This is a genomic window from Micromonospora sp. SCSIO 07396 (assembly GCF_053667945.1).
Map to the genome: position 1 here is coordinate 4,923,463 of NZ_CM132210.1, position 23,914 is coordinate 4,947,376.

The window sequence follows — 23,914 nt, forward strand, 5'->3', positions numbered from 1 at the left end:
GGTCGGGCGGGACGGGTATAAGCGGGGGTCGGAGCGCCGAACGGTGTCCTCCCCATCACGGCAGACAGGTGGTCGATGACCGAACGCACCGCACGGCCGGACCTGGACGTCGCCGCGCTGGCCGATCCGGCCCGGCTGCGGTCGTTGACCGAGACCGGCCTGGACGCCACCCCGGACGAGGCGTTCGACCGGTTCGCCAGGCTGGTCAGCGACCTGCTCGACGTGCCGGTGGCGCTGGTGTCGCTGGTCACCGAGACCCGGCAGTTCTTCCCCGGCGCGGTCGGGCTGCCCGAGCCGTGGGCCGCCCGCCGGCAGACCCCGCTGAGCCACTCGTTCTGCCAGCACGTGATCGACACGGAGATTCCGCTGGTGCTGCCGGACGCCCGGCTCTACCCCCGGGTGCGGGACAACCTGGCCGTGCCGGAGCTGGGTGTCGTCGCGTACGCCGGGATGCCGCTGACCGACCTGGACGGGCGGGTGCTCGGCTCGCTGTGCGCGATCGACAGCAAGCCCCGGGCCTGGACGAAGGCGCAGCTACGGACACTTGCCGACCTGGCGGCGGCCTGCTCGTCGGAGCTGCGGCTGCGGATCGCCCTGGACGCGGCCGAGGCGGCCCGCCGGCTGGTCGAGCAGGCACACGAACGGCTCAACCTGCTCGCCTCGCTCAGCGAGGAGCTGACCGGGACGCTCGACGTGGAGACGGCGGTGGGGCGGCTGGCCGACGCGGTGGTGCCCCGGCTGGCCGACTGGGCCATGGTGACCCTGATCGACCAGGGCGGCACGCCCCGTTGGGTGACCGCCGTGCACCGCGACCCGGCCCGCGCCGCCGACATCGCCCGGTTCGGCGAGGTGGCGCTGCGCCGGCTCGGCCCCGCCTCGGTCACCCGGACGGTGCTGCGGACGGGCCAGCCGGTGCTGCGCGGGGTGGCCGACCTGGACGACGTCCGGCGGGCCAGCGACGCCCCGGAACTGGTGGCCCTCGCCGACCGGCTGGGTTTCGCCTCGCACCTGACCGTGCCGGTGCCGGCCCCCGGACGGGGCACGGTGATGGGCGCGGTCACCCTGGTCAACGGGCCGGACCGGCGGGCCTTCGACGACGACGACCTGGGCACCGCGCTGGAGATCGGCCGGCGCGCCGGGCAGGCGGTCGGCAACGGCTGGATCTACGGCGAGCAGCGGCACGTCGCCGAGGTGCTGCAACACAGCATGTTGCCGCAGTTGCCGCAGAGCCCGTGGGTGGAACTGGCCGCCCGCTACCAGCCGGCCGCCGACCGGGTGGAGGTGGGCGGCGACTGGTACGACGCCTTCGTCCAGCCCGACGGCGACCTGGTGGCGGCGATCGGCGACGTCGCCGGCCACGACATCGAGGCCGCCGCGACCATGGGGCAGCTGCGCAACCTGGTGCGGGGCAACGCGTTCGGCCGGGACGACCCGGTCGAGGAGCTGATGCGGCGGTTGGACGCCACCATCTCGGGGTTGCGCATCCCGACCGCCGCCACGGCGGTGCTGGCCCGGCTCCGACCGGTCCCGGACGGGGTGGCGGTCACCTGGTGCAACGCCGGTCATCCCGCGCCGCTGCTGGTCACCGCCGACGGAACGGTACGGCTGCTCGACGGCCGGCGGGAGCCGCTGCTGGGGCTGACCCGGCCGACCCCGCGCACCGGGGCGGAGGTGCTGCTCGCCCCCGGGGACACCCTGCTGCTCTACACCGACGGGCTGGTGGAGCGGCGGGACCAGCCGATCGACGAGGGCATGGCCCAGTTGTGCGCCCGGGTCGCCGCCGCCGGTGCCCGTCCCGCCGCCGAACTGTGTGACCTGCTGCTCGGCGCCGGGCACCGGCGCGAGGACGACGTGGCGCTGCTGGCCCTGCGGGCCCGTTGAGAGGTCGGCCGGCCGCCGGTCCCGGCCCGGGTGGCCCGGCCGGTCCGGATTCGCGGGCTAGGCTGGGGCGGGTGAGCGCCCGTCTCCCGTACCCCCGCACCGTCCGGGTCCGCGCGGCCCTGGCGGCCTCCGGTGCCGCGCTGCTGCTGACCGGGTGCAGTTTCGGCCCGCCGGAGCCCGATCCGGCCGGTGAGCCGCCCAACCTGCCGACCCCGTCGGCGTCGGCGAACACCCCCGAGCAGCAGGTGGTGGCCACGGTCCTGGCCAAGGGGCTGCGGGTGCCGTGGGGCATCGCCTTCCTGCCCGACGGGGCGGCGCTGGTCACCGAGCGGGACAGCGGCAGGATCCTCAAGGTCGGGCCGGAGTCGGGGCCGCAGGGGTTGACCGTCACCCCGGCGCAGACCGTGCCGGGGGTGGCCGCGTCCGGCGAGGCGGGCCTGCTCGGCATCGCCGTCTCCCCGGCGTACGCGCAGGACCGGACGGTCTTCGTCTACTACACCACCGAGCAGGACAACCGGGTGGCCCGGTTGACGTTGGGCGGCACCCCCACCCCGGTCCTGACCGGCATCCCGAAGTCCGGCAACCACAACGGCGGCGGGTTGGCGTTCGGCCCGGACGGGCAGCTGTACGTCAGCACCGGTGACGCCGGTGACCGGGACGCCGCCCAGGACCGCGCCAGCCTGGCCGGCAAGATCCTGCGGATCACCCCGGACGGCAAGCCGGCGGCGGGCAACCCGTTCCCCGGCTCGCCGGTCTGGTCCCTGGGGCACCGCAACGTGCAGGGCCTGGCCTGGGACGCCGGGAAGCGGATGTACGCCACCGAGTTCGGGCAGAACACCTGGGACGAGATCAACAAGATCGACAAGGGGGCGAACTACGGCTGGCCGACGGTGGAGGGGCAGGCCGGCGACGGCAGGTTCGTCGACCCGGTCGTGCAGTGGGGCACCGACGAGGCGTCCTGTTCGGGGCTGGCGGCCACGGGCCGGCTGCTGGCCGCCGCCTGTCTGCGCGGGGAGCGGCTCTGGCTGGTGGAGTTGACCGACGCCGGCACCGCGCTCGGCGCACCCCGGGAACTGCTCACCGGGAAGTACGGCCGGTTGCGGGCGGTCGCCGCCGCCCCGGACGGTTCGCTCTGGGTGTCCACCTCCAACCACGACGGGCGGGGCCAGCCGGCCCCGGAGGACGACCGGCTGCTGCGGCTGGTCTTCGCCGAGGGTGGGGCCGGCCGGAGCTGACGACACGCCGACGGGCCGGACAGCCGGGCAGGTAACGGGCGGATCGGCTGCCCGTCCGCCGGGTTTGCCAAGATCTTTCACGGGGCAGGTCAGAATCTCATCATGGGCGGTCAGGAGAACGAGCAACGCGGGCCTGGGGAGACGGACCTTCCCGCCCGGCGTGAGCGACGCTGGCGGACCTGGTGGTCGGCCCTGCGGTCGACCCGGGCCCGACGGGCCGGCGTGGTGCTGGCGGTGCTGCTGGTCGCCCTGACCGGGACGGTCATCGGGGTGTTCGCCGGCGGCCGGGTCAGCACCGATATCGGCCCGTTCCGCGCCGACCTGACCCTCGCCCCGGCGGTGCGGGGCGGCACCACCGTCGACATCCCCCCGCTGGGGGCGCTCCAACTCGACAGCCACCAGGGCCCCACCCACCTGACGGTCGGCCTCGGCGCGCTGGACCAGCGCAAGACCGAGGCGTTGATCGACGACCCGGCCAGCATCAGCCGGGCCAGCCAGTCGGCGGTGACCGACGTCCGCAACGGGGTGCTGCGGCTCGGGCTGCGTACCCTCGGGGCGGCCGTGCTGGTCACCCTGCTGCTGGCCGCGCTGGTCTTCCGGGACACCCGGCGGACCGCCTGGGCCGGTGGGGTGGCGCTGGCGGTCACCGCCGGTAGTCTCGGCCTGGCCGCCGGCACCATCCGCCCGCAGGCCATCGAGGAACCCCGCTACGAGGGTCTGCTGGTCAACGCCCCGGCGATCGTCGGTGACGCGCGGCGGATCGCCAACGACTACAGCCGCTACGCCGAGCAGTTGCAGCGGCTGGTCGGCAACGTCAGCCAGCTCTACACCACGGTGTCGGCGCTGCCGGTGTACGAACCGGCGCCGGGCACCACCCGGGTGCTGCACGTCTCCGACATGCACCTCAACCCGACGGGCTGGCAGCTGATCCGCACCGTGGTCGAACAGTTCGGCATCGACGTGGTGATCGACACCGGTGACCTGACCGACTGGGGCAGCGAACCCGAGGCGTCGTACGTCGGCTCGATCGGGCTGCTCAAGAAGCCGTACGTCTACATCCGCGGCAACCACGACTCACCCCGGACGGCGGCGGCGGTGGCCCGGCAGCCGAACGCGGTCGTGCTGAACAACTCGACCACCACCGTCGCCGGCCTCACCATCGCCGGCATCGGCGACCCCCGGTTCACCCCGGACAAGGAGACCTCTCCGGCCGGCAGCGGGCTCACCGCGCAGGTAGCCAACCAGGTGATCGGGGCCGGCGAGACGCTCGCCACCACGGTCCGCGACTCGCCGCGACCGGTGAACATCGCGCTGGTGCACGACCCGGCCTCGGCCGGCCCGCTCTCGGGCACCTGCCCACTGGTGCTGGCCGGGCACACCCACGCCCGGCAGATCTCCAAGCTGCCGCAGGTGGACGGCCAGCAGCCGACGCAGCTGATGGTGGAGGGCTCGACCGGTGGTGCCGGGCTGCGCGGCCTGGAGGGCGAGAAGCCGACCCCGCTGTCGATGACGGTGCTCTACTTCGACCAGCAGAAGCTGCTCCAGGCCTACGACGACATCACCGTCGGCGGTACCGGGCAGGCCCAGGTGAACCTGGAACGGCACGTGATCCGCGACCCGGCGAAGGGCGCTGACGTCCCGGTCACCCCCACCCCGACCCGGGGCGGCTCGGAGTCCCCGTCCCCGTCCGGGACCGGCACGGCCCCCACCTCACCGACCCTCAGCCCGACCGGCTGACGCACCAGCGGTCAGCGCAGCGACAGGGCGGCCCGGGCGACGGCGGGCTGCCGGCCCATGCGGGCCGGCAGCGCAGAGCCGGCGGCCGTGGCTGCGCCTCGACCGTCGGGCCGCGACTCGCGGATGCGCCCGCCTCACCCGGGCCCCACCCTCCGCCCGACGTCACCGAAGGTGACCGCCGCGCCGCACCCACCTACCCACTCTCGGAGACTTTGCTCTGCTGCCCTCACAGCGACAGTCACCCTGCGTTATGACACCGATGTTCGACGCCGCCAACAGTCGTCGACATTTCCCCCAATCAGCAGCTTGTCGCCGCCATGGCAGCAGAGCAAAGGAGGCGCACCTGAGTCATGGGAGCCGCCACATTGAACACTGAGGGTGACCACAGCCAGCACCGGTCATGGAAACGCGGAGAGTAATCAGGTCGGCGACGCGTTCCACCGGTGGATGGCGGGGCACGACACCCGCCAGCGGCAGGCAGAGCAGGCGGGGCAGGGAGGGAGAGGCAGGGCAGCGGTCAGCGCAGCGACAGGGCGGCCAGGGCGGCGTTGACGATGCTGCCGGGAAGCAGGTCGTGCAGCTCGTACAGCTCACGGACGCTGCCGGACTGGCCGAACTCGTCCACCCCCAGCGGCACCGCCGGCACCCCGAGCGCCGAGCCGAGCCAGGCCATCGCGTGCGAGGCGGCGTCGTGCACGGTCACCAGCGGGGTACGGTCCCCGAAGGCCGCCCGCAACGCCCCCGGCACGCTCGGCACGGTCGCCGTACGCACGCCCTGGCGCAGGGTGCGCTGCCAGGCCCGGTAGAGCCGGTCCAGGCTGGTCACATCGACCACGTGCGCGGCGATGCCCTCCTCGGCCAACTCGGCGGCGGCGGCCAGCGTCTCCGGCAGCACCGCCCCGGAGGCGGCCAGGGTCACCACCGGCGCGTCGGCCAGCTGCGGATGCGCCTGGTGCGCGTCCACCAGCCGGTACGCCCCGGCGACCACCTGCCGGCGCAGCACCGCGTCGCCGAGGCGGACCCGGGCCGCCTCGAACGGCGACTGGTCCAGCGGACGGGTGCTCAACCGGAAGTAGTAGGCCCCGTCCTCGGCCGGCGCGGCGGTGGCGGCCGGCGCGGCCCCCTGCGCGATCTGCCCGAGCGCGTCGCAGAGCAGCCAGTCGAGACTGGTGGCGTAGGCCGGCTCGCAGAGGGTCACGCCTGGCAGTTCCAGGCCGACGGACGCGGTGATGGTGGACTGGTGCGCGCCGCCCTCCGGGGCCAGGGTGACACCCGACGGGGTGCCGGCCACCACGAACCGGGAACCCGAGTAGGTGCCGTAGAGGAAGGCATCCAGCCCGCGCAGCACGAACGGGTCGTAGACCGTGCCGACCGGCAGCAGCGGCTGCCCGGACAGGTCCCACGACAGGCCGAGCTGCCCCAGCAGCAGGAACAGGTTCATCTCGGAGATGCCCAGTTCGATGTGCTGCCCGGCGGGGCTCTCCGTCCAGCGCAGCATCCGGTCCTGCGACCAGGACCGCCGCTCGGTCGGGGCGAACACCCCGGTCCGGTTGATGAACCCGGCCAGGTTGGTGGAGGTCGCCACGTCCGGCGCGGTGGTGACCAGGTAGGGCGCGACCTGCGGATCCCGGGCCAGCTCCACCAGCACCCGGCCGAAGGCCTCCTGGGTGGAGACCGGCTTCTGCGTGCGTACCCCGGTGGCGTCGGGGACGGTGACCCCCAGCGACCGTTGGCGGGGCGCTCGGGCCAGCGCCTCGCGGCGCGCGCCGGCCCGGATGCCGGCCGGGCTCGCCGGGTCGAGCCGGTCCCACTCGGTCGCGGCGGTCAGGCCGTGCGCCGCGCGCAGCGCGTCGACCTGCGCGGTGGACAGCAGCGCGGAATGGTTGCGCGGGTTGCCGGCGATCGGCAACCCCCACCCCTTGACCGTGTACGCGAAGACGACGCTGGGCCGGTCGGTCACCGCGTCGCACTGGGCGTACGCGTCGAGCATCGCCTCCAGGTCGTGCCCGCCGAGGTCGGTGACGAGTGGGGCCAACTCCTCGTCGGTCAGGTCGGCGATGAACCCGGCGATGCCGTCGGGCGCGCCGTCCAGGAACTGCTGCCGCAGCGCCGGCCCGGTCAGCCCGAACAGCGACTGGTACTGCTCGTTGGGCATCCGGTCGATCCAGTCGCGCAGCGCCGCCCCACCCGGCCGGGCGTACGCCTGGGCGAGCCGGCGGCCGTACTTGACCTCGACGACGTGCCAGCCGGCGGCCTCGAACTGCCCCCGCCACTGGTCGATCCGGATGCCGGGCACCACCCGGTCCAGCGACTGCCGGTTGAAGTCGACCAACCACATCACGTTGCCCAGGCCGGTGGTGGCCGGGTCGGCGACCGCCTCCCAGATGTTCCCCTCGTCCAGCTCGGCGTCGCCGATCAACGCAACGAACCGGGAGTGCGGGCGGCTCCCGAAGTGGGCGTCGACGTAGCGGCGGGTCACCGCGGCGAACAGCGGTGCCGCCGCGCCCAACCCGACGGAGCCGGTGGAGAAGTCCACCTCGTCCGGGTCCTTGGTCCGCGACGGGTACGACTGCAACCCGCCCCGCGCCCGCAGCCTCGTCAGGTATGACCGGTCCAGGTTGCCGAGCAGGTACTGGATCGCGTGGAACACCGGGGAGGCGTGCGGCTTGACCGCCACCCGGTCCTCGGCGTCCAGGTGGGCGAACCACAGCGCGGTCATCGCGGTGACCAGGGAGGCGCTGGACGCCTGGTGTCCGCCGACCTTCACCCCGTCGCCGGTGTCCCGGTCGTGGTTGGCCGCGTCCACGATCCGGGTGGCGAGCCACAGCACCCGCCGCTGGATCTCGTCGAGGACGTCGAGGTCGTGCTCGTTCACGGGGACTCCATCCGGGCGTCGCCGTTGACGCCCTCGGTGGGGGGTCGCGCGGGTCGCGCGCGTACCCCGGGGGAAGAGGGTGAGGGCCACCGTCGGGTCACGACGGCGGCCCTCGCCGGGTGCGGGCGGGAACCGTCGGCCCCGGCCCGGTCGGGTCAGCCCTGCACGCCGAGGCGCTCCAGGACCAGGTCACGGACGGTCTTGGCGTCGGCCTGGCCACGGGTGGCCTTCATCACCGCGCCGACCAGCGCACCGGCCGCGGCGACCTTGCCGCTGCGGATCTTGTCGGCGATGCCCGGGTTGGCGGCGATCGCCTCGTCGACGGCGGCGGTGAGCGCGCCGGTGTCGGAGACCACCTCCAGGCCCCGGTTGGTCATGATCTCGGTCGGCGAGCCCTCGCCGGCCACCACGCCCTCCAGCACCGTCCGGGCCAGCTTGTCGTTGAGCTTGCCGGCGTCGACCAGGCCCTGGAGCTCGGCGACCTGTGCCGGGGTGGCCCCGATGTCGGCCAGCTCGGTGCCGGTCTCGTTGGCCCGGCGGGACAACTCACCCAGCCACCACTTGCGGGCCGCCGCCGGGGTGGTGCCGGCCGCCACGGTCGCCTCGATCAGCTCGACCGCACCGGCGTTGAGCACCGACTGCATGTCGAGGTCGGACAGGCCCCACTGCTCCTGGAGCCGGCGGCGGTGCAGCCGGGGCAGCTCCGGCAGGGCCGCCTTCAGCTCGGCCACCCAGGCGGTGTCCGGGGCGAGCGGCACCAGATCCGGCTCCGGGAAGTACCGGTAGTCGGTGGCGGTCTCCTTGGACCGGCCCGGCGTGGTGTCCCCGGTGTCCTCGTGGAAGTGCCGGGTCTCCTGGGTGATCCGGCCGCCCGCGTCCAGCACCGACGCCTGGCGCAGGATCTCCGAGCGGACCGCCCGCTCCACCGACCGCAACGAGTTGACGTTCTTGGTCTCGGTGCGGGTGCCCCACTCCTGCCCCGGCAGGTTGAGGGAGGTGTTGACGTCGCAGCGCAGCGACCCCTCCTCCATCCGCACGTCGGAGACGCCCAGCGAGCGCAGCACGTCCCGCAGCTCGGTCACGTACGCCTTGGCCACCTCGGGGGCGAGCGCGCCGGTGCCCGGAACCGGCTTGGTGACGATCTCCACCAGCGGGATGCCGGCCCGGTTGTAGTCGACGAGCGACTCGGTCGCGCCGTGGATGCGGCCGGTGGCCCCGCCGACGTGCAGCGTCTTGCCGGTGTCCTCCTCCAGGTGCACCCGCTCGATGCCGATCCGCACCAGCTCGCCGTCGACCTCGACGTCCAGGTAGCCGTCGGAGCACAGCGGCTCGTCGTACTGGCTGATCTGGAAGTCCTTCGGCATGTCCGGGTAGAAGTAGTTCTTCCGGGCGAACCGGCACCACTGTGCGATGGAACAGTTCAGCGCCAGGCCGATCCGGATGGTCGCCTCGATGGCCGCCTTGTTGGCCACCGGCAGCGACCCGGGCAGGCCGAGGCAGACCGGGCAGACCCGGGTGTTCGGCTCGCCGCCGAAGTCGGTCGGGCAACCGCAGAACATCTTGGTTTTCGTGCCCAGCTCGACGTGGGTCTCCAGGCCGATCACCGGCTCGTAACGCGCAACGACCTCGTCGTACGCGGGCAGTGTCGTCGTCATCTGAACTCCAGCCTCACAGTGCCGGTGGGGTGAACGTGCCGACCACGGACTCCAGCGCGGCGGCGACCCGGTACATCCGGTCGTCGGCCATCGTCGGGGCCATCACCTGCAGACCGACGGGCAGCCCCTCGGACAGGCCGCACGGCACCGAGATGCCCGGCCCGCCGTACAGGTTCGTCGGGATGGTGAACAGGTCCGCCAGGTACATCTGGTACGGGTCGGCGGTGCGCGCCCCGATCGGGAACGCCACGAACGGCGTGGTGGGCGAGATCAGCGCGTCGACCTGCTCGAACGCCGCGGTGAAGTCCCTGGTGATCAGGGTACGGACCTTCTGCGCCTGCCCGTAGTAGGCGTCGTAGTAGCCCGACGACAGCGCGTACGTGCCGACCATGATCCGCCGCTTGACCTCGGCCCCGAACCCGGCCTCCCGGGTCAGCGACATGACCTCCTCCAGCGACCGGTTGCCGTCGTCGCCGACCCGCAGCCCGAACCGGACCCCGTCGAACCGGGCCAGGTTGGAGGAGCACTCGCTGGGCGCGATGAGGTAGTACGCCGGCAGCGCGTACCGGAAGTGCGGGCAGGACACCTCGACGATCTCGGCGCCCAGCTTGGCCAGGGTGTCCACCGACTCGCGGAACGCGGCCATCACGCCCGGCTCCGCACCCTCACCGGTGAACTCCTTGACGATGCCGAGCTTCACCCCGGTCAGGTCGCCCGTCGCGCCGAGCTTCGCGGCGGCCACCACGTCCGGCACCGGCTGCGGGATGGAGGTGGAGTCGCGCGGGTCGTGCCCGCCGATGACCTGGTGCAGCAGCGCCGCGTCGAGCACGGTCCGGGCGCACGGGCCGGGGGTGTCCAGCGAGGAGGAGAACGCGACCAGGCCGTACCGGGAGGTGCCGCCGTAGGTGGGCTTCGCGCCGACGGTGCCGGTGACCGCCCCGGGCTGGCGGATCGAGCCGCCGGTGTCGGAGCCGATGGCCAGCGGGGCCTCGTACGCGGCCAGCGCGGCGGCACTGCCCCCACCCGAGCCGCCCGGGATCCGGTCGGTGTCCCACGGGTTGTGGGTCGGGCCGTACGCCGAGTATTCCGTGGAGGAACCCATCGCGAACTCGTCCATGTTGGTCTTGCCGAGCATCACCGTGCCGGCCGCGCGCAGCCGCTGCACGATCGTCGCGTCGTACGGCGGACGCCAGCCTTCAAGGATCTTCGAGCCGACGGTGGTCGGCACACCCTTCGTGGTGAGCACGTCCTTCACCGCCACCGGCACCCCGGCCAGCGGTCCCAGCTGCTCGCCGGCGGCCCGGCGCTCGTCGACGGCGCGGGCGGCGGCCAGCGCCCCCTCGGTGTCGACGTGCAGGAACGCGTGCACCCGGTCGTCGACGGCGGCGATCCGGTCCAGGTGGGCCCGGGTCACCTCGACGGCGGAGGTCTCCCCCGAGGCCACCAGCCCGGCCAGGTCGGTCGCGGTCATTCTGGTCAGGTCGGTCATGCCGTCGCCTCGCTCCGCTCACCGGTGCCCCGGGCAGCCGGCGCACTGGGCTCGATGGTTCGCCTGTCACGCCCGGTGTCAACCACACAGCCGCTCACGACGCCACGTCCTCGTCCAGGATGCGCGGGACGCGGAACCGCTGCTCGGCGACGTCGGGGGCACCCGACAGCGCCTCCTGCGGGGTCAGTCCGGGCACCACCACGTCGTCGCGGAGCACGTTGGTCAGCGGCACCGAGTGGGAGGTCGGCGGAATGTCCGCCGCCGTGACCTCGCCGACCTGCGCGACCGACTGGAGGATCACGTCGAGTTGACCGGCGAAGGTGTCCAGCTCCTCCTCGGTGACGGCGAGCCGCGACAGTCGCGCGAGGTGCGCGACCTCCTCGCGGGAGATGGCGGCCATCGGTGCCCCCTTCGTGGCTGTGCTGCTGCGTGCGGGTGGGCCGGCCGCGACGTCGACGGGATGACGCGCGGTGACCGGAGCGAGTCTATTGTCCTGCGCCGGACCCGACGCCTCCGACTCCCCCCGCGTCCGGGCCGCCGGCCGGTCCGGGGCCGCCCACCCGGCCCCAGGGGGTGTGCCGGCGACCGTCAGCGGGCGTGCCGGCGGGGGATCTGGGCGTCCGGGCTGGGGACGGGGCTCAGCGGCCGGTACCGGGCCAGCCAGGCGGTCAACTCGTCGGCGGGCATCGGGCGGGCGTAGAACCAGCCCTGCGCGGCGTCACAGCCGGCCGCGTGCAGCAGCCGCCAGGTCCGTTCGTCCTCCACCCCCTCGGCCACCACCCGCAGGCCGAGCGCGCCGGCCAGCTCGATGGTCGACCTGACGATCGCCGCGTCGTCGGCGTCGCCGGCCATCCCCAGCACGAACGACCGGTCCACCTTCACCTCGGACAGCGGCAGCCGGCGCAGGTGCTGCAACGACGAGTAGCCGGTGCCGAAGTCGTCGAGCGAGATGGCCACCCCGAGCTGGTGCAGCCGGGTGATGGTGGCGAGCACCCGGCGGGGGTCGGCCATCAGCGCCCCCTCGGTGATCTCCAGTTGCAGCCGGTCCGGGCGTACCCCGTGGCCGGCGAGCCGGTCGGCGATCCGGTCGACGATCTCCCCGGTGTGCAGGTCGCGGACGCTGACGTTGAGCGCCGCCCGCAGCGTGGTGCCGGCGGCCGACCACTTCGCCAGCTGCGCCACCACGTCGTCGATCACCCGGTAGGTGAGCAGGCGCATCACGGCGCTCTGCTCGGCGACCCGGATCAGCTCCTCCGGGTCGACCATCCCCCGGCGCGGGTGCCGCCAGCGCAGCAGCGCCTCCACCCCGACCACCTCGCCGGTGGCGATGGCGACCTGCGGTTGGTAGTACATGGTGATCTCGCCGACCTCGGCCGCCGGGGCGGGGGGCGTCGCCGCCGGCCCGGTGTCCGGGGCCGGTCCGGCCGGCGGGTGCTCCGGTGGGCCGTGCCGGCGGACCGGGTCGGCTCCGGTGAGGATGCGGTTCAGCAGTTCGTCGGGGTGCGCCGGGGCGGGCCGGGAGCGCCGCCGGGGCAGCCACCACCGGCCGGTGCCGCCGACGCCCGGGCCGCCGCCGGGGTCGGTGCGCACGCCGCTGCCGGGGCCCCTCCCGAGGCCGGGGCCCGGTCCGCTGCCCGGTCCGCCGTCGACGGCGGGGCGCGGGGCATCGCCGGGTCCGTCGTCGGGGGCCAGCCGGGGTGGCAGCGCCGCGCCGTCACCGCCGCGCACGGTCGGCCCGGCCACCGGCCCGTTCTCCAGTACGCGCCGCAGGTCGGCCAGGAGCGCCAACCGCTCGGCGGAGTTGTGGTCGGACTCGGCGGCGTACACGGCGACGGTGTCGTTGCGGTGCTTCGCGTCGTACATGGCGACGTCGGCGTGACGCATCAGGGTGGCGTAGTCCTCGCCGTGGTCGGGGAAGAGCGCGATGCCGATCGAGCCACCGACGTCGAGCGGCAGGCCGTCCAGCGATACCGGCTCGGTCAGCGCGGCGACCACCCGCCCGGCCAGCTCACGCGCCTCGTCGACACCGTCGAGCCCACCGGCGACGATGGCGAACTCGTCCCCGCCGAGCCGGGCCAGCAGGTCCCGCTCGCCGACCACGCCGGCGAGCCGGGCACCCACCTCGACCAGCAGCCGGTCGCCGACGGCGTGGCCGAGCGCGTCGTTGACGTTCTTGAACCGGTCCAGGTCGATCAGCAGGAGCGCCACCCGCGCCCCCGGTTCCCCCCGGGCGACCCGCTCGGCGTGCCGGTGCACCTGCTCGGCCACCTCGGCGAGCAGCGCCTTGCGGTTGGGCAGACCGGTCAACGGGTCGAGGGCGGCGAGCTGGACCTGTTCGTCGGAGAGGTGGGCCATCCGGTAGACCGCGAACAGCGGCACCAGCACCAGCGGGATCAGCGCGGCGCTGGCCCGCGCGGCGGTGACCAGAACGGGGGCGAGCAGCAGCAGCGAGCCGGTGGAGAGCAGCTCGAACGGCAGCCCCTGCCGGACCGCCGGCCACCACCGGCCGCCGAAGCGCAGCCGCAGCGCGGTGCTGACCAGGCCATAGTTGACGACGAACCAGGTGACGGTCGCGCCGCCCACGGCGAGCACGTCGGTCCAGCCCAACCGGTCGCCGTCGAACAGGCCGCCGGGCCCGGACCGCAGCACCAGGTGGGCGGCGGCGAGCGCGCAGGCGTACTGGGCGGCGTTGAAGGTGGTCCGCCAGGGGGCGTGCCCCAGCCGGACACCCGACACGGTGACCGCGAGGGCCTGCACGAGCACCGCCGGGCCGAGGCCCCAGCCGAGCAGGATGGCGAAGGTGAAGCAGGTGGACGGGAAGACCGCCGAGGTCTGCCGGCGGCCGGAGGGCACAAAGGGGCGCGCGTCGCAGCCGACCGCGAGCACCGCCATCGTCCAGAACGCCGCCGGCAGCCCGTCGGGCCGGTCGACGAGGTCGACCAGCGACGCGACGGAGACCAGGGCGGCCAGGCCGAGCACCCCGGTGACGAGGCCCAGGAACGGCCCCTCCCGCCCACCCGGGAACGAGTTACGGGGGTCGGCGGTCTCCATCGCACCTCCCGGGCACGCCCATCAGGGTGTACGCCGGCCGTACACCTGCCACCATGAAACGCCCTGGGCGTCGGTGGACCCGCACGACAGCCGCGAATCGGTCGTAGTCGTGACTAAGTTGGTATACGGGCCGAGATTCACCTATGGGTGCAGCGGGCCGGGTGGTCTGGCGGTCAGCCCTCGTCGACCCGGGCCACCTCGCGGGCCGCGTCCGGGCCGGCATCGAGGAGCACCCGGAAACCGTCCTCGTCGAGCACCGGCACCTTGAGGCCGGCCGCCTTGTCGGCCTTGGAACCGGGGTTGTCGCCCACCACCACGAAGCCGGTCTTCTTGGAGACCGAGCCGGTGACCTTGCCGCCCCGGGTCTGGATCGCCTCGGCCGCCTGGTCCCGGCTGAACCCGGCGAGGGTGCCGGTCACCACCACGGTGACGCCCTCCAACGGGCGGGGCCCCTCGTCGACCGCCTCCTCGGCCATCCGGACGCCCGCCTCGGCCCACTTGCGGACCACGTCGCGGTGCCAGTCGACGGCGAACCACTCCGTGATGCTGGCGGCGATGGTCGGGCCGACCCCGTCGACCGAGGACAGTTCCTCCTCGGCAGCCGCCTCGATCGCCTCGACGGAGCGGAAGTGCCGGGCCAGGGCCTGCGCGGCGGTCGGCCCGACGTGCCGGATGGAGAGCGCCACCAGCACCCGCCACAGGTCGCGTTCCCGGGCCACGGCGAGGTTGTCGAGCAGCTTGGTGGCGTTGGTGCCGAGACTGCCGTCCTTGTTGACGAAGAACGGCGACCGGGCGAGCTGCGCGGCGTCGAGGGCGAACAGGTCCCCCTCGTCGCTGATGATCGCGGCGTCGAGCAGCGCGGCGGCACCCTTGTAGCCGAGCACCTCGATGTCGAACGCGCCCCGCCCGGCCAGGTGGAAGACCCGTTCCCGCAGCTGCGCCGGGCAGCTGCGGGAGTTCGGGCAGCGGATGTCGACGTCGCTCTCCTTGGCCGGGGCGAGCGCCGTGCCGCAGGACGGGCAGTGGGTGGGCATGACGAACGGGCGGGCGTCGGCGGGTCGCAGCTCGACCACCGGGCCGAGCACCTCGGGGATCACGTCGCCGGCCTTGCGCAGCACCACCGTGTCGCCGATCAGAACCCCCTTGCGCTCGACCTCGCGGGCGTTGTGCAGGGTGGCCTGGGCGACCGTCGAACCGGCCACGTGCACCGGCTCCAGCACCGCGTACGGGGTGATCCGGCCCGTCCGCCCGACGCCGACCTCGATGTCGAGCAGCCGGGTGTTGACCTCCTCCGGCGGGTACTTGAAGGCGATCGCCCAGCGGGGCGCCCGGCTGGTCGAGCCGAGCCGACCCTGGATGGGCACCGGGTCGACCTTGACCACCACCCCGTCGATCTCGTGCTCGACGTCGTGCCGGTGTTCGGCGTAGTGGGCGATGTACTCCGCCACGCCGGCCAGGTCGGGCACCACCCGCCAGCGGTCGCTGGTCGGCAGCCCCCACGCCTTGAGCGCCGCGTACGACTCGGACTGGGTGGCCGGCCGGAAGCCGGCGCGGGCGCCGGTGCCGTGCACCACCAGCCGCAGCGGCCGGGACGCGGTGATCCGGGGGTCCTTCTGGCGCAGGCTGCCGGCGGCGGCGTTGCGCGGGTTGGCGAACGGCGCCTTGCCCTGCTCGACCAGGCTGGCGTTGAGGTCGGCGAACCCGGCGACCGGGAAGTAGATCTCGCCCCGCACCTCCAGCAGCTCCGGCACGTCGGGGAACTCGTCGGAGGGGGTGAGCCGGGCCGGCACGTCGCGGATGCTGCGGACGTTGGCGGTGACGTCCTCGCCGGTACGCCCGTCGCCCCGGGTGGCCGCCCGGACCAGCCGGCCCTTCTCGTAGGTCAGGTTGATGGCCAGGCCGTCGACCTTCAGCTCGCACAGGTAGGGCACCGGGCCACCGGCGTCCCGCTCGACCCGCTCGGCCCAGGCGGCCAGTTCCTCGTCGGCGAAGGCGTTGTCCAGCGAGAGCATCCGCTCGGCGTGGGTGACCGGGGTGAAGTCGGTGGAGAAGGTGCCGCCGACCCGCTGTGTCGGCGAGTCGGGGGTACGCAGCGCCGGGTAATCCGCCTCCAACGCCTCCAGCTCGCGCAGCTGCCTGTCGAACTCGGCGTCGGTGATGGTCGGCGCGTCGAGGACGTAGTAGCGGTACTGGTGTTCGGTCAGCTCCTGGCTCAACGTGGCGTGCCGCTCCCGGGCCTCGGGGGTGGGCTCACCGCCGGCCGCCGCCTCCTGCTCCGCGCTGACCTGCTGGGGAATCTCTTCTTCCGACACCCTGTCGCCTCCGGACACCGTGCGAACCTCCCCCGTGATCACGCTACTGGTGCACGGTAACCGGCCGGTAGGACATTCGGCCGCCTCCCCCACCCCGCCCGACGGGCGGCCGGCCCCGCAGCATGCGACGATCGCCGCACGTCGGCGGCGCGGTGGCCGCCGGAGAGGGAGTCGGGGGTACCGATGCCGCAGTGGTTGCTGTGGGGGCTGCTGATCGTCCTGGCGGTCGCCGCCGGCTGGGTGTGGAACGAGTGGCGACGCCGGGGTGGTCGCCCGTCGAGCGGTGGCGGGCGCACCCGGCCGGAGCGGGGCACCCCGCCCCGGGACCGGGCCCGCCCGACCGCGCCGCCCCGCCCCCGCACCCCCACCGGGACGCCCCGGCCGGGTGACATCTGGTGGGCGGACGTGCCGTTCCACGACGGCACCGGCTCGAAGGTCCGGCCCTGCCTGGTGGTACGCGCCGACGACCGGGGCGCGGAGGTCCTGAAGATCACCAGCCAGGACAAGAGCGACCGGGACGACCACGTGCCGATCCCGACCCGGGACTGGGACCCGGACGCCGACCACGACAGCTGGCTGGATCTCGCCGAGCCGCTGCGTATCCCCGCCGACGCGTTCTCCCGCCGGGCCGGTAGCTGCGACCCGGCGCTGTGGCGTCAGGTGAAACGCCTGCACGGGCGGCGCAGCCCGGCCTGAGCAGCGCACCGGCCCGGCACCCCCGTTTGTGGCGGCCGGCACCGCGACGCGCGGCATCCGGCCGATCGGGCGGGTCAGTCCCAGGTCGTGCCGAGGGTGGCGAGCTGGTCGGCGTACTCGATGCGGGTGGACCAGTCGGCCGGCCAGCCGGACATCCCGTGGGCCGCGCCGAGGAACGCGCCGGCCAGCGCGGCGATCGAGTCGGAGTCGCCGGCGGTGCTCGCGCCCCGGCCGATCGCGGCCACCGGGTCGTCGGGGTGCCGCAGCACGCACAGCAGCGCGGTCGCCAGCGCCTCCTCGGCGATCCAGCCCTCACCGGTGAGCCGGCAGGGGTCGTCACCGTCGTCCGGCCGGCGCAGCGCGGCGGCCAGCCGGTCCAGCGCCGACAGGCACTCGTCCCAGCCGGCGGCGCTGAACTGCTCCGGGGCGCCCGCACCGGCACGCTGCCACAGGTCGCCCAGCCAGTCGTCCCGGTAACGGCCCCGCTGGCTGCGGGCCCGGTCGACGAGCAGGCCGGGCAGTCGCGCCGGTGCCGCGCCGTCGCGCAGCAACCGCACCGCGTACGCGGTCAGCTCGCTGGCGGCCAGCCCGGTCGGGTGACCGTGGGTGAGACCGGCCTGGAGCTGGGACAACCCGGCGAGGGTGTCCGGGTCGACGTCGAGCAGCCCGACCGGGGTGACCCGCATGTTCGCCCCGCACCCCTTCGAGTCGACCACCGTGGCCTGCTGCCAGGGCAGCCCCCGGCCCAGCTCACCGCAGGCCCGCAGGCAGGTCATCCCCGGTGCCCGGTTGTTGTCCGGGCTGGCCGCCCAGTCCAGGAAGCGCCGCCGCAGCAGCGGCTCGACCGCCTCGGCGGTGTGCTCCGGCGCGTCGTGCAGCGCCCAGCCGACCGCGAGCGCCATCTGGGTGTCGTCGGTGACCAGCACCGGATCGCCGACCAGTTCCCGTGGCCCGGCCGGGCCGTAGCGACGGTGGATCTCGGTGACGGTGAGGAACTCGGTCGGCTTGCCGAGCGCATCGCCGTAGGCGAGCCCGAACAGCGAACCGGAGGCACGGCGCAGCGAGGAGTCGATCACGCACCCGATCATGCCCCGCCCGCACCACCGCGGCACTCCGAGCCGCCCGACGCGGCAGGTCGGGCCGCCCGACGACGGCCGACCCCGGTCCGGGCCGCCCGTCGCGGGGTCGTGCTCCCGGGAGGGTCAGTCCCAGCAGAGGCAGAACGGGTGGCCCACCGGGTCGGCGTACACCCGGAAGCCCTCCCCCTCGCCGGGCAGCCGGCGGGCGCCCAGGGCGAGCGCCGCCTTCTCGGCCACCTCGATGTCGTCGACAGTGACGTCGAGGTGGAACTGCTGTGGGCGCGCCGGATCAGGCCAGGCCGGGGGAATCAGGTCGGGTGCCTGCTGGAAGGCGAGCCGGGGCTGGTGCCCGACCGGGCCGCCGAGCACCACCCACTCGTTGCCGTCGGAGTCCTCCTCGGCCAGGGGCAGGCCGAGCAGCTCGGCGTAGAAATTGGCCAGGGCTCGCGGGTCGGGACAGTCGATGGCGACGGACCGCAGTTGTCCAATCATGACCGTCATCCTGCCCACCGGGTACGACGGAAAACCTTCACTCCTCGTGCAGCCGGCGGCCGGCGTCCCGGCAGGCGGTGAGCACCGCGCGGGCGTACCCGGGGGTGGCTCCGGCCAGGCCACAGGCGGGGGTGACCACCACCTGCTCGGCGAGTTGGCGGCGCGGAAAGCCGAGCCGGTCCCAGAGTCCGCGTACCCGGTCGGCGAGCTGTGCCGAGGTCGGCGCGACGCCGGCCGACGGCGGCAGGGTCGGTGCCACCCCGGCCAGCAGGCCGAGGCCGGCGTCGATCGCCTCGCCCAGCGGGTCCAGGTCGGTGACCAGGGCGAGATCCAGCGCCGCCCCGACCGCCCCGGCGGTACGGATCAGCTCCAGCGGCACGTCCGGGGCGCAGCAGTGCACCACCGTCGGCACCCCGGCCGCCGTGATCACCTCGCCGAGCAGGGTACGGGCGACGGCGGGGTCGACCGGCCGGTAGGTGCCCAGGCCACTCTCGGTGCGGACCCGGCCGGCCAACGCCGCCGGCAGCGACGGCTCGTCGAGCTGGAGCAGCACCGACGCCCGGGGCAACCGGCGGGCCACCGCCGCGACGTGCAGCCGCAGCCCCTCGGCCAGGGACGCGGTCAGCTCCCGCACCGCGCCCGGGTCGCGCAGCAGCCGACCACCGACCGGCAGTTCGACCGCCGTGGCCAGGGTGAACGGCCCGGCCGCCTGCACCTTCACCGGCCCGGCGTACGCCTCGGCCTGCTCGGCGAGCTGGTCGAGGTCGCGTTCCATCAGGTCCCGGGCACGGCGCAGGTCCCGGCCGGGGCGGGGGGCGATCCGCCAGCGCGCGGCGTACAGCTCGACAGGCAGCTCCACGAGCAGCCCACCGGTCCGCCCGACCAGGTCGGCACCCGGCCCCCGGGCGGGCAGCTCCGGCAGGTGGGGCAGGGCGGGCAGTTCACCCAGGACGATCCGTTGCGCCTCGGCGATGTCGGTGCCGGGCAGCGAACCGATGCCGGTCGCCGCGCCCGCCGGCCAGGGCCAGAGCTGCTGTTGGGTCACGGCCGAAGGGTAACCGGCTTCGGTCGGCGCACCCGCCCGGTGGGTCAGCCGGTGATGGTGGCGGAGCCGAGCACCACGTCACCGGCCGGGTCCGACCGGTACGCCACCACGGCCTGCCCGGCGGCCACCCCGCGCACGGGACGGCCCAGCTCGGCGGTGAGGTTGTCGCCGTCCACCCGTACGGTGGCCGGTACGACGTCGCCGTGCGCCCGCAACTGCACCTCGCACCCGGTCGGCACGGTCGGCAGGTCACCCCCGGTCCAGACCGGACGGGTGGCCCGGACCAGGGAGACCTCCAGCGCCTCGGCGGGGCCGACGGTGACCGTGTTGGTCTTCGGGGTGATGGAGAGCACGTAGCGGGGTCGGCCGTCCGGGGCCGGTCGGTCCAGGTGCAGGCCGCGCCGCTGGCCCACCGTGTAGGCGTACGCGCCGGTGTGGCTGCCGACGACCGCGCCGGTCAGCGCGTCGACCACCGTGCCGGGGGTCTCGCCGAGCCGCCCGGCGAGGAACCCCCGGGTGTCGCCGTCGGCGATGAAGCAGATGTCGTGCGAGTCGGGCTTCTCGGCCACCGCCAGGTCACGCCGGGCCGCCTCGGCCCGCACCTCGGCCTTGGTGGCGTCACCGAGCGGGAACATCGCCCGGTCGAGCTGCGCACGGGTGAGCACCGCCAGCACGTACGACTGATCCTTGGCGAGGTCGACGCTGCGACGCAGCAGCCCGTCGGGGCCGAGCCGGGCGTGGTGGCCGGTGACCACGGCGTCGAAGCCGAGGGCCACGGCCCGGTCCAGCACCGCCGCGAACTTGATCTTCTCGTTGCAGCGCAGGCACGGGTTCGGGGTACGACCGGCCGCGTACTCGGCGACGAAGTCGTCCACCACGTCGGCGTGGAAACGGTCGGCCATGTCCCACACGTAGAAGGGGATGCCGATGACGTCGGCGGCCCGGCGCGCGTCCCGGGAATCCTCCAGCGTGCAGCACCCCCGGGCCCCGGTGCGGAAGGTCTGCGGATTACGGGCCAGCGCCAGGTGCACCCCGGTCACGTCGTGCCCTGCGTCCACCGCCCGCGCCGCCGCGACGGCGGAGTCCACCCCGCCCGACATCGCCGCCAGAACCTTCACCAGCCCACGCTCCCTTCCCCACCGAGCCTACCCACCCACCCCACCCCGTCCCGTCCCCCGCTCCCGCCCGCACCGCGCCCGCCCCCGCTCCGCCCCGCCCGACCCGCCCCTGCTCCGTCCGGCCCCGCCCTGCCCCGCTCCGCCCCGCCCCGCCCCGCCCCGGTGATCAAGAGGTTTACGTCATCCCAGCCAATTCCTGACCTGAACCTCTTGATCACCGAACACCACCACCGCCCCGCAGCCAGGGGGAGCCTGGCAGGCGCGCGCGCTGGGGTGGGGGTGGACGCCGGCAGAAACGGACCGGTAGGAGCGGGTGATCAAGAGGTTTACGTCAGCATCCGGCCCAGGGGTGACGTAAACCTCTTGATCACCGGGCCGGGCGAGGCGGGGCCGGGCCGGGCCGGAGGCGAGGCGAGGCGCGGCGGGGCCGGGCGCGGTGAGGGAGGGGAGGGTCAGCGGGGGGTGCGGAGGGCGGCGGCCCGGCGGGCGCGGTCGACGGCGGCGGGGAGAGCCGCGATGAGGGCGTCGACGTCGGCGGGGGTGCTGGTGTGGCCGAGGGTCAGACGCAACGAGGACCGGGCCCGGTCGTGGTCGGCACCCATCGCCAGCAGCACGTGACTGGGCTGGGCCACTCCGGCCGAACAGGCCGAGCCGGTGGAGCAGGCGATGCCCTGGGCGTCGAGCAGGAGCAGCAGGGCGTCCCCCTCGCAGCCGGGGAAGGAGAAGTGCGCGTTGCCGGGCAGCCGGTCGTCGGGGTCGCCGTTGAACACCACCTCGGGCACCGCCTCCCGGACCCGCCGCACCAGGTCGTCGCGGAGCGCCGCCACCCGGGCCGCGTACTCCTGCTGGCCCTTGACCGCTGTCTCGACGGCGACCGCGAAGGCGACGATGCCTGCGGTGTCCAGGGTGCCGGAGCGGACGTCACGCTCCTGCCCGCCGCCGTGCAGCAGCGGGGTGGCGGCAACGTCCCGGGCGAGCAGCAGCGCGCCCACCCCGATCGGGCCGCCGAGCTTGTGTCCGGTCACGGTGAGCGCGGAGACACCGCTGGCCGCGAAGTCGACGGGCACCTGGCCGACCGCCTGCACCGCGTCGGTGTGGAACGGCACCCCGTGCTCGGCGGCGACGGCGGCCAGTTCCGCCACCGGCTGCACCGTGCCGACCTCGTTGTTGGCCCACATCGCGGTCACCACGGCGACCCGGTCGGCATGCACGGCCAGTTCGGCGCGCAGCAGCGCCGGGTCGAGCTTGCCGGCGGCGTCGGCCGGCAGCCAGGCGACCTCGGCGCCCTCGTGGTCGGCGAGCCAGTCGACCGCGTCGAGGACGGCGTGGTGCTCGACCGCGCTGGAGACCACCCGGAACCGGGCGGGCCGGGCGGCCCGCCGGGCCCAGAAGATGCCTTTGACGGCGAGGTTGTCGCTCTCGGTGCCGCCTCCGGTGAAGACGACCTCGGACGGGCGGGCGCCCAGCACGGCGGCCACCCGCTCGCGGGACTCCTCCACCCGACGCCGGGCGCGCCGGCCCGTCGCGTGCAACGACGACGCGTTGCCGACCTCGCGGGCGGTGGCGACGTACGCCTCCAACGCCTCGTCGAGCATCGGGGTGGTCGCCGCGTGATCCAGGTATGCCATCACGGTTCAGCGTAACGGCCAGCGCACGGCCCATCGGATGCCGGACCACCTTTGCCGAAGCGTGGAGGGGCCGGGCCGGGACCGGATCGGCCCCGGCCCGGTCTCAGGCCGGTACGGCGGTGACGACGATGTTGTCCCGGTAGTGCCGGGTCTTCGGGTCGAACGGCCCGCCGCAGGTGATCAGGGTCAGCCGCGGCTTGCCGTCCCGGGCGAAGTACCGGTCCAGCGGGATCTTCGTCTTGGCGTACTCCTCGCGGGCGACGACCCGGTAGGCGCGCTGCTTGCCGTCCGCGCCGGTGGCGGTGACGGTGTCCCCCCGGTCGAGTTCGCGGAGCCGGAAGAACGCCCCCTTGCCCTGCTCCGAGCTGTCGACGTGACCGGCGATCACCACCGAGCCGGCGTCGGTCTCCAGCCCGGGGCCGTACCGGTACCAGCCGATCTGGTCCACGCTCGGCGGGACGTCGAACTCGTCGGTGCGGGTGTCGACGCCCACCGGGTTGACCGTGGCCGTGACGTCGATCGCCGGGATGCGCAGCTTCACCGGCGGCACGGTCCGTTCGCCGCTCGGCAGGTCACCGGCGGTCACCGGCACCGACGGTGCGCCGCCGGTGCCGGTCGTCGGGCTCGGCGGGCTGCTGCTGGCCAGGGCCGCCGCCTCGTCCGCGCCGACGTCCCCGGCCGGCTGCGAGCCGCAGGCGACCACGGTGGCGACGGTGAGCGCGGCGACGCCGGCGGCCATCGCCGCCAGCGCCCCGCGGTGTCGCACCGTCACCGGCGACCGGTCCGGGTGGCGGCCACCCGCGCCCCGCCGCCGACCAGCAGCAGTACGCCGGCACCGGCCAGCACGTACCACCAGGTGTCAACGCCGGTGCCGGCCTGCCCGCCGGTGCCGCTGGGCACGCCGCCGGGGGCGGAGTGCAGACCGGTGATGGTCTGGGCGACCAGGTCGAGGTTCTTGGCCTCGGCCGAGCCGATCGCGTAGACGATGGTGGCGGTGCCCTCCTTGAGGTTGAGGTCCGCCGGGCCGATCGCCACGGTGTCGGTGCCGGCCAGCACCACGTCGGCCTTGACCGTGCCCGCGTCGACGTCGGCCTTGGCCTCCTTCGGGTTGGTGAGGTCCTCGAAGACCGGCTTGCCACCGGCCCGGACGTCGACCGCCGGGGCGGCGGCGGTGTGCCTGACGATCAGCCGGGCCTTGCCGGCGGCCAGCTTGGCGGTGTCGTTGACGAACGGGGTGATCTGCGGCTTGCCGTCCGCGCCGAGGTGCGCGGCGAGGCTGATGTTGGCGCCGCCCGGCACTTCGGCGTCGTCGACCTTCAGGATCGCGCTGCCGACCGGCTCGCCCGGCTTGGTCAGGGCGATGTCGTACTCGCCCTCGGGCAGGGTCAGCGGGCCGGCGACGTCACCGGGCTTGAAGTTGTCGAGGGTCTTCTTGCCGTTGACGTAGACGTCGACCGGGGTGTCCGGGATGCCGTGCACGACGGAGACCTTGGACGAGGCGGCGTACGCCGGGCCCGTGGTCGCGACGCCGACGCCGGCGAAGGCCAGAGCGGCCACCGCGCCGCCTGCGGCGACCCGACGGAAGATAGCGAGCTGCATGTCTGCCTCCTGGTGATTGGTG

Annotated in this window: 17 protein-coding genes; 4 read left to right on the forward strand and 13 right to left on the reverse strand. The window is 74.3% G+C overall.

What is annotated here, in order from left to right; genetic code table 11:
* Positions 1–75 precede the first annotated feature (75 nt).
* From ACWCHM_RS21105 to ACWCHM_RS21115, 3 genes are all read left to right on the forward strand, one after another.
* Positions 76–1,881: a GAF domain-containing SpoIIE family protein phosphatase gene (locus ACWCHM_RS21105; RefSeq protein ID WP_454219481.1), complete on the forward strand. Its 1,806-nt coding sequence runs from the start codon at positions 76–78 to the stop codon at positions 1,879–1,881.
* A 71-nt stretch (positions 1,882–1,952) separates the two neighbouring features.
* Entirely contained in the window at positions 1,953–3,116 is a 1,164-nt protein-coding gene (locus ACWCHM_RS21110; RefSeq protein ID WP_454219483.1) for a PQQ-dependent sugar dehydrogenase, read from the forward strand.
* Positions 3,117–3,218: 102 nt separating this feature from the next.
* Positions 3,219–4,853 (forward strand): metallophosphoesterase, encoded by a 1,635-nt coding sequence (locus ACWCHM_RS21115; protein WP_204956777.1) that lies wholly within the window; start codon positions 3,219–3,221, stop codon positions 4,851–4,853.
* A gap of 517 nt (positions 4,854–5,370) precedes the next feature.
* Here ACWCHM_RS21115 and ACWCHM_RS21120 read toward each other — a convergent pair.
* From ACWCHM_RS21120 to ligA, 6 genes are all read right to left on the reverse strand, one after another.
* Positions 5,371–7,728, reverse strand: a complete 2,358-nt coding sequence (locus ACWCHM_RS21120) for a transketolase-like TK C-terminal-containing protein (RefSeq protein WP_454219484.1) — start codon at positions 7,726–7,728, stop codon at positions 5,371–5,373.
* Between the two features lie 155 nt (positions 7,729–7,883).
* Positions 7,884–9,383: an Asp-tRNA(Asn)/Glu-tRNA(Gln) amidotransferase subunit GatB gene (gatB, locus tag ACWCHM_RS21125; protein WP_454219486.1), complete on the reverse strand. Its 1,500-nt coding sequence runs from the start codon at positions 9,381–9,383 to the stop codon at positions 7,884–7,886.
* A 13-nt stretch (positions 9,384–9,396) separates the two neighbouring features.
* Complete coding sequence (gatA, locus tag ACWCHM_RS21130) at positions 9,397–10,872, reverse strand: Asp-tRNA(Asn)/Glu-tRNA(Gln) amidotransferase subunit GatA (protein WP_204956774.1); 1,476 nt, start codon at positions 10,870–10,872, stop codon at positions 9,397–9,399.
* Positions 10,873–10,966: 94 nt separating this feature from the next.
* Positions 10,967–11,272, reverse strand: a complete 306-nt coding sequence (gene gatC, locus ACWCHM_RS21135; protein ID WP_088641698.1) for an Asp-tRNA(Asn)/Glu-tRNA(Gln) amidotransferase subunit GatC — start codon at positions 11,270–11,272, stop codon at positions 10,967–10,969.
* A gap of 188 nt (positions 11,273–11,460) precedes the next feature.
* Complete coding sequence (locus ACWCHM_RS21140; RefSeq protein WP_454219488.1) at positions 11,461–13,923, reverse strand: putative bifunctional diguanylate cyclase/phosphodiesterase; 2,463 nt, start codon at positions 13,921–13,923, stop codon at positions 11,461–11,463.
* Between the two features lie 173 nt (positions 13,924–14,096).
* Entirely contained in the window at positions 14,097–16,235 is a 2,139-nt protein-coding gene (ligA, locus tag ACWCHM_RS21145) for an NAD-dependent DNA ligase LigA (protein WP_204956772.1), read from the reverse strand.
* A gap of 183 nt (positions 16,236–16,418) precedes the next feature.
* On the opposite strand from ligA, the gene ACWCHM_RS21150 reads away from it, so the two are divergent.
* Positions 16,419–16,931: a type II toxin-antitoxin system PemK/MazF family toxin gene (locus ACWCHM_RS21150; protein WP_204956771.1), complete on the forward strand. Its 513-nt coding sequence runs from the start codon at positions 16,419–16,421 to the stop codon at positions 16,929–16,931.
* Positions 16,932–17,005: 74 nt separating this feature from the next.
* On the opposite strand, the gene ACWCHM_RS21155 is transcribed toward ACWCHM_RS21150, so the two are convergent.
* The 7 genes from ACWCHM_RS21155 to ACWCHM_RS21185 all read right to left on the reverse strand — a co-directional run bounded on the left by ACWCHM_RS21155 (position 17,006) and on the right by ACWCHM_RS21185 (position 23,892).
* Positions 17,006–18,019 (reverse strand): ADP-ribosylglycohydrolase family protein, encoded by a 1,014-nt coding sequence (locus ACWCHM_RS21155; protein WP_454219489.1) that lies wholly within the window; start codon positions 18,017–18,019, stop codon positions 17,006–17,008.
* 114 nt (positions 18,020–18,133) lie between these two features.
* Positions 18,134–18,502, reverse strand: coding sequence for a VOC family protein (locus ACWCHM_RS21160; RefSeq protein ID WP_204956769.1), 369 nt, complete (start codon positions 18,500–18,502; stop codon positions 18,134–18,136).
* A 37-nt stretch (positions 18,503–18,539) separates the two neighbouring features.
* On the reverse strand, positions 18,540–19,547 hold the full coding sequence (locus ACWCHM_RS21165) for a methionine synthase (RefSeq protein WP_204956768.1): 1,008 nt from the start codon (positions 19,545–19,547) through the stop codon (positions 18,540–18,542).
* A 44-nt stretch (positions 19,548–19,591) separates the two neighbouring features.
* Positions 19,592–20,665 (reverse strand): tRNA 2-thiouridine(34) synthase MnmA, encoded by a 1,074-nt coding sequence (gene mnmA, locus ACWCHM_RS21170; RefSeq protein WP_454219491.1) that lies wholly within the window; start codon positions 20,663–20,665, stop codon positions 19,592–19,594.
* Between the two features lie 452 nt (positions 20,666–21,117).
* Positions 21,118–22,293, reverse strand: a complete 1,176-nt coding sequence (locus tag ACWCHM_RS21175) for a cysteine desulfurase family protein (protein WP_454219492.1) — start codon at positions 22,291–22,293, stop codon at positions 21,118–21,120.
* A gap of 103 nt (positions 22,294–22,396) precedes the next feature.
* Positions 22,397–23,065, reverse strand: a complete 669-nt coding sequence (locus ACWCHM_RS21180; RefSeq protein WP_454219493.1) for a class F sortase — start codon at positions 23,063–23,065, stop codon at positions 22,397–22,399.
* Positions 23,062–23,892 carry a DUF4397 domain-containing protein gene (locus ACWCHM_RS21185; RefSeq protein WP_204956764.1) on the reverse strand — a complete coding sequence of 277 codons (831 nt, stop codon included), beginning with the start codon at positions 23,890–23,892 and terminating at the stop codon, positions 23,062–23,064. The genes ACWCHM_RS21180 and ACWCHM_RS21185 overlap by 4 nt, the downstream gene beginning before the upstream one ends.
* Between the last annotated feature and the right edge of the window lie 22 nt (positions 23,893–23,914).

What these genes read in the sequence shown, in the direction of transcription:
- ACWCHM_RS21105 (WP_454219481.1), top strand. Translation starts at nt 76, where the DNA reads ATGACCGAACGCACCGCACGGCCGGACCTGGACGTCGCCGCGCTGGCC.
- ACWCHM_RS21115 (WP_204956777.1), top strand. Translation starts at nt 3,219, where the DNA reads ATGGGCGGTCAGGAGAACGAGCAACGCGGGCCTGGGGAGACGGACCTT.
- gatB (WP_454219486.1), bottom strand. Translation starts at nt 9,383, where the DNA reads ATGACGACGACACTGCCCGCGTACGACGAGGTCGTTGCGCGTTACGAG.
- gatA (WP_204956774.1), bottom strand. Translation starts at nt 10,872, where the DNA reads ATGACCGACCTGACCAGAATGACCGCGACCGACCTGGCCGGGCTGGTG.
- gatC (WP_088641698.1), bottom strand. Translation starts at nt 11,272, where the DNA reads ATGGCCGCCATCTCCCGCGAGGAGGTCGCGCACCTCGCGCGACTGTCG.
- ACWCHM_RS21140 (WP_454219488.1), bottom strand. Translation starts at nt 13,923, where the DNA reads ATGGAGACCGCCGACCCCCGTAACTCGTTCCCGGGTGGGCGGGAGGGG.
- ACWCHM_RS21150 (WP_204956771.1), top strand. Translation starts at nt 16,419, where the DNA reads ATGCCGCAGTGGTTGCTGTGGGGGCTGCTGATCGTCCTGGCGGTCGCC.
- ACWCHM_RS21155 (WP_454219489.1), bottom strand. Translation starts at nt 18,019, where the DNA reads ATGATCGGGTGCGTGATCGACTCCTCGCTGCGCCGTGCCTCCGGTTCG.
- ACWCHM_RS21160 (WP_204956769.1), bottom strand. Translation starts at nt 18,502, where the DNA reads ATGATTGGACAACTGCGGTCCGTCGCCATCGACTGTCCCGACCCGCGA.
- ACWCHM_RS21175 (WP_454219492.1), bottom strand. Translation starts at nt 22,293, where the DNA reads ATGGCATACCTGGATCACGCGGCGACCACCCCGATGCTCGACGAGGCG.
- ACWCHM_RS21185 (WP_204956764.1), bottom strand. Translation starts at nt 23,892, where the DNA reads ATGCAGCTCGCTATCTTCCGTCGGGTCGCCGCAGGCGGCGCGGTGGCC.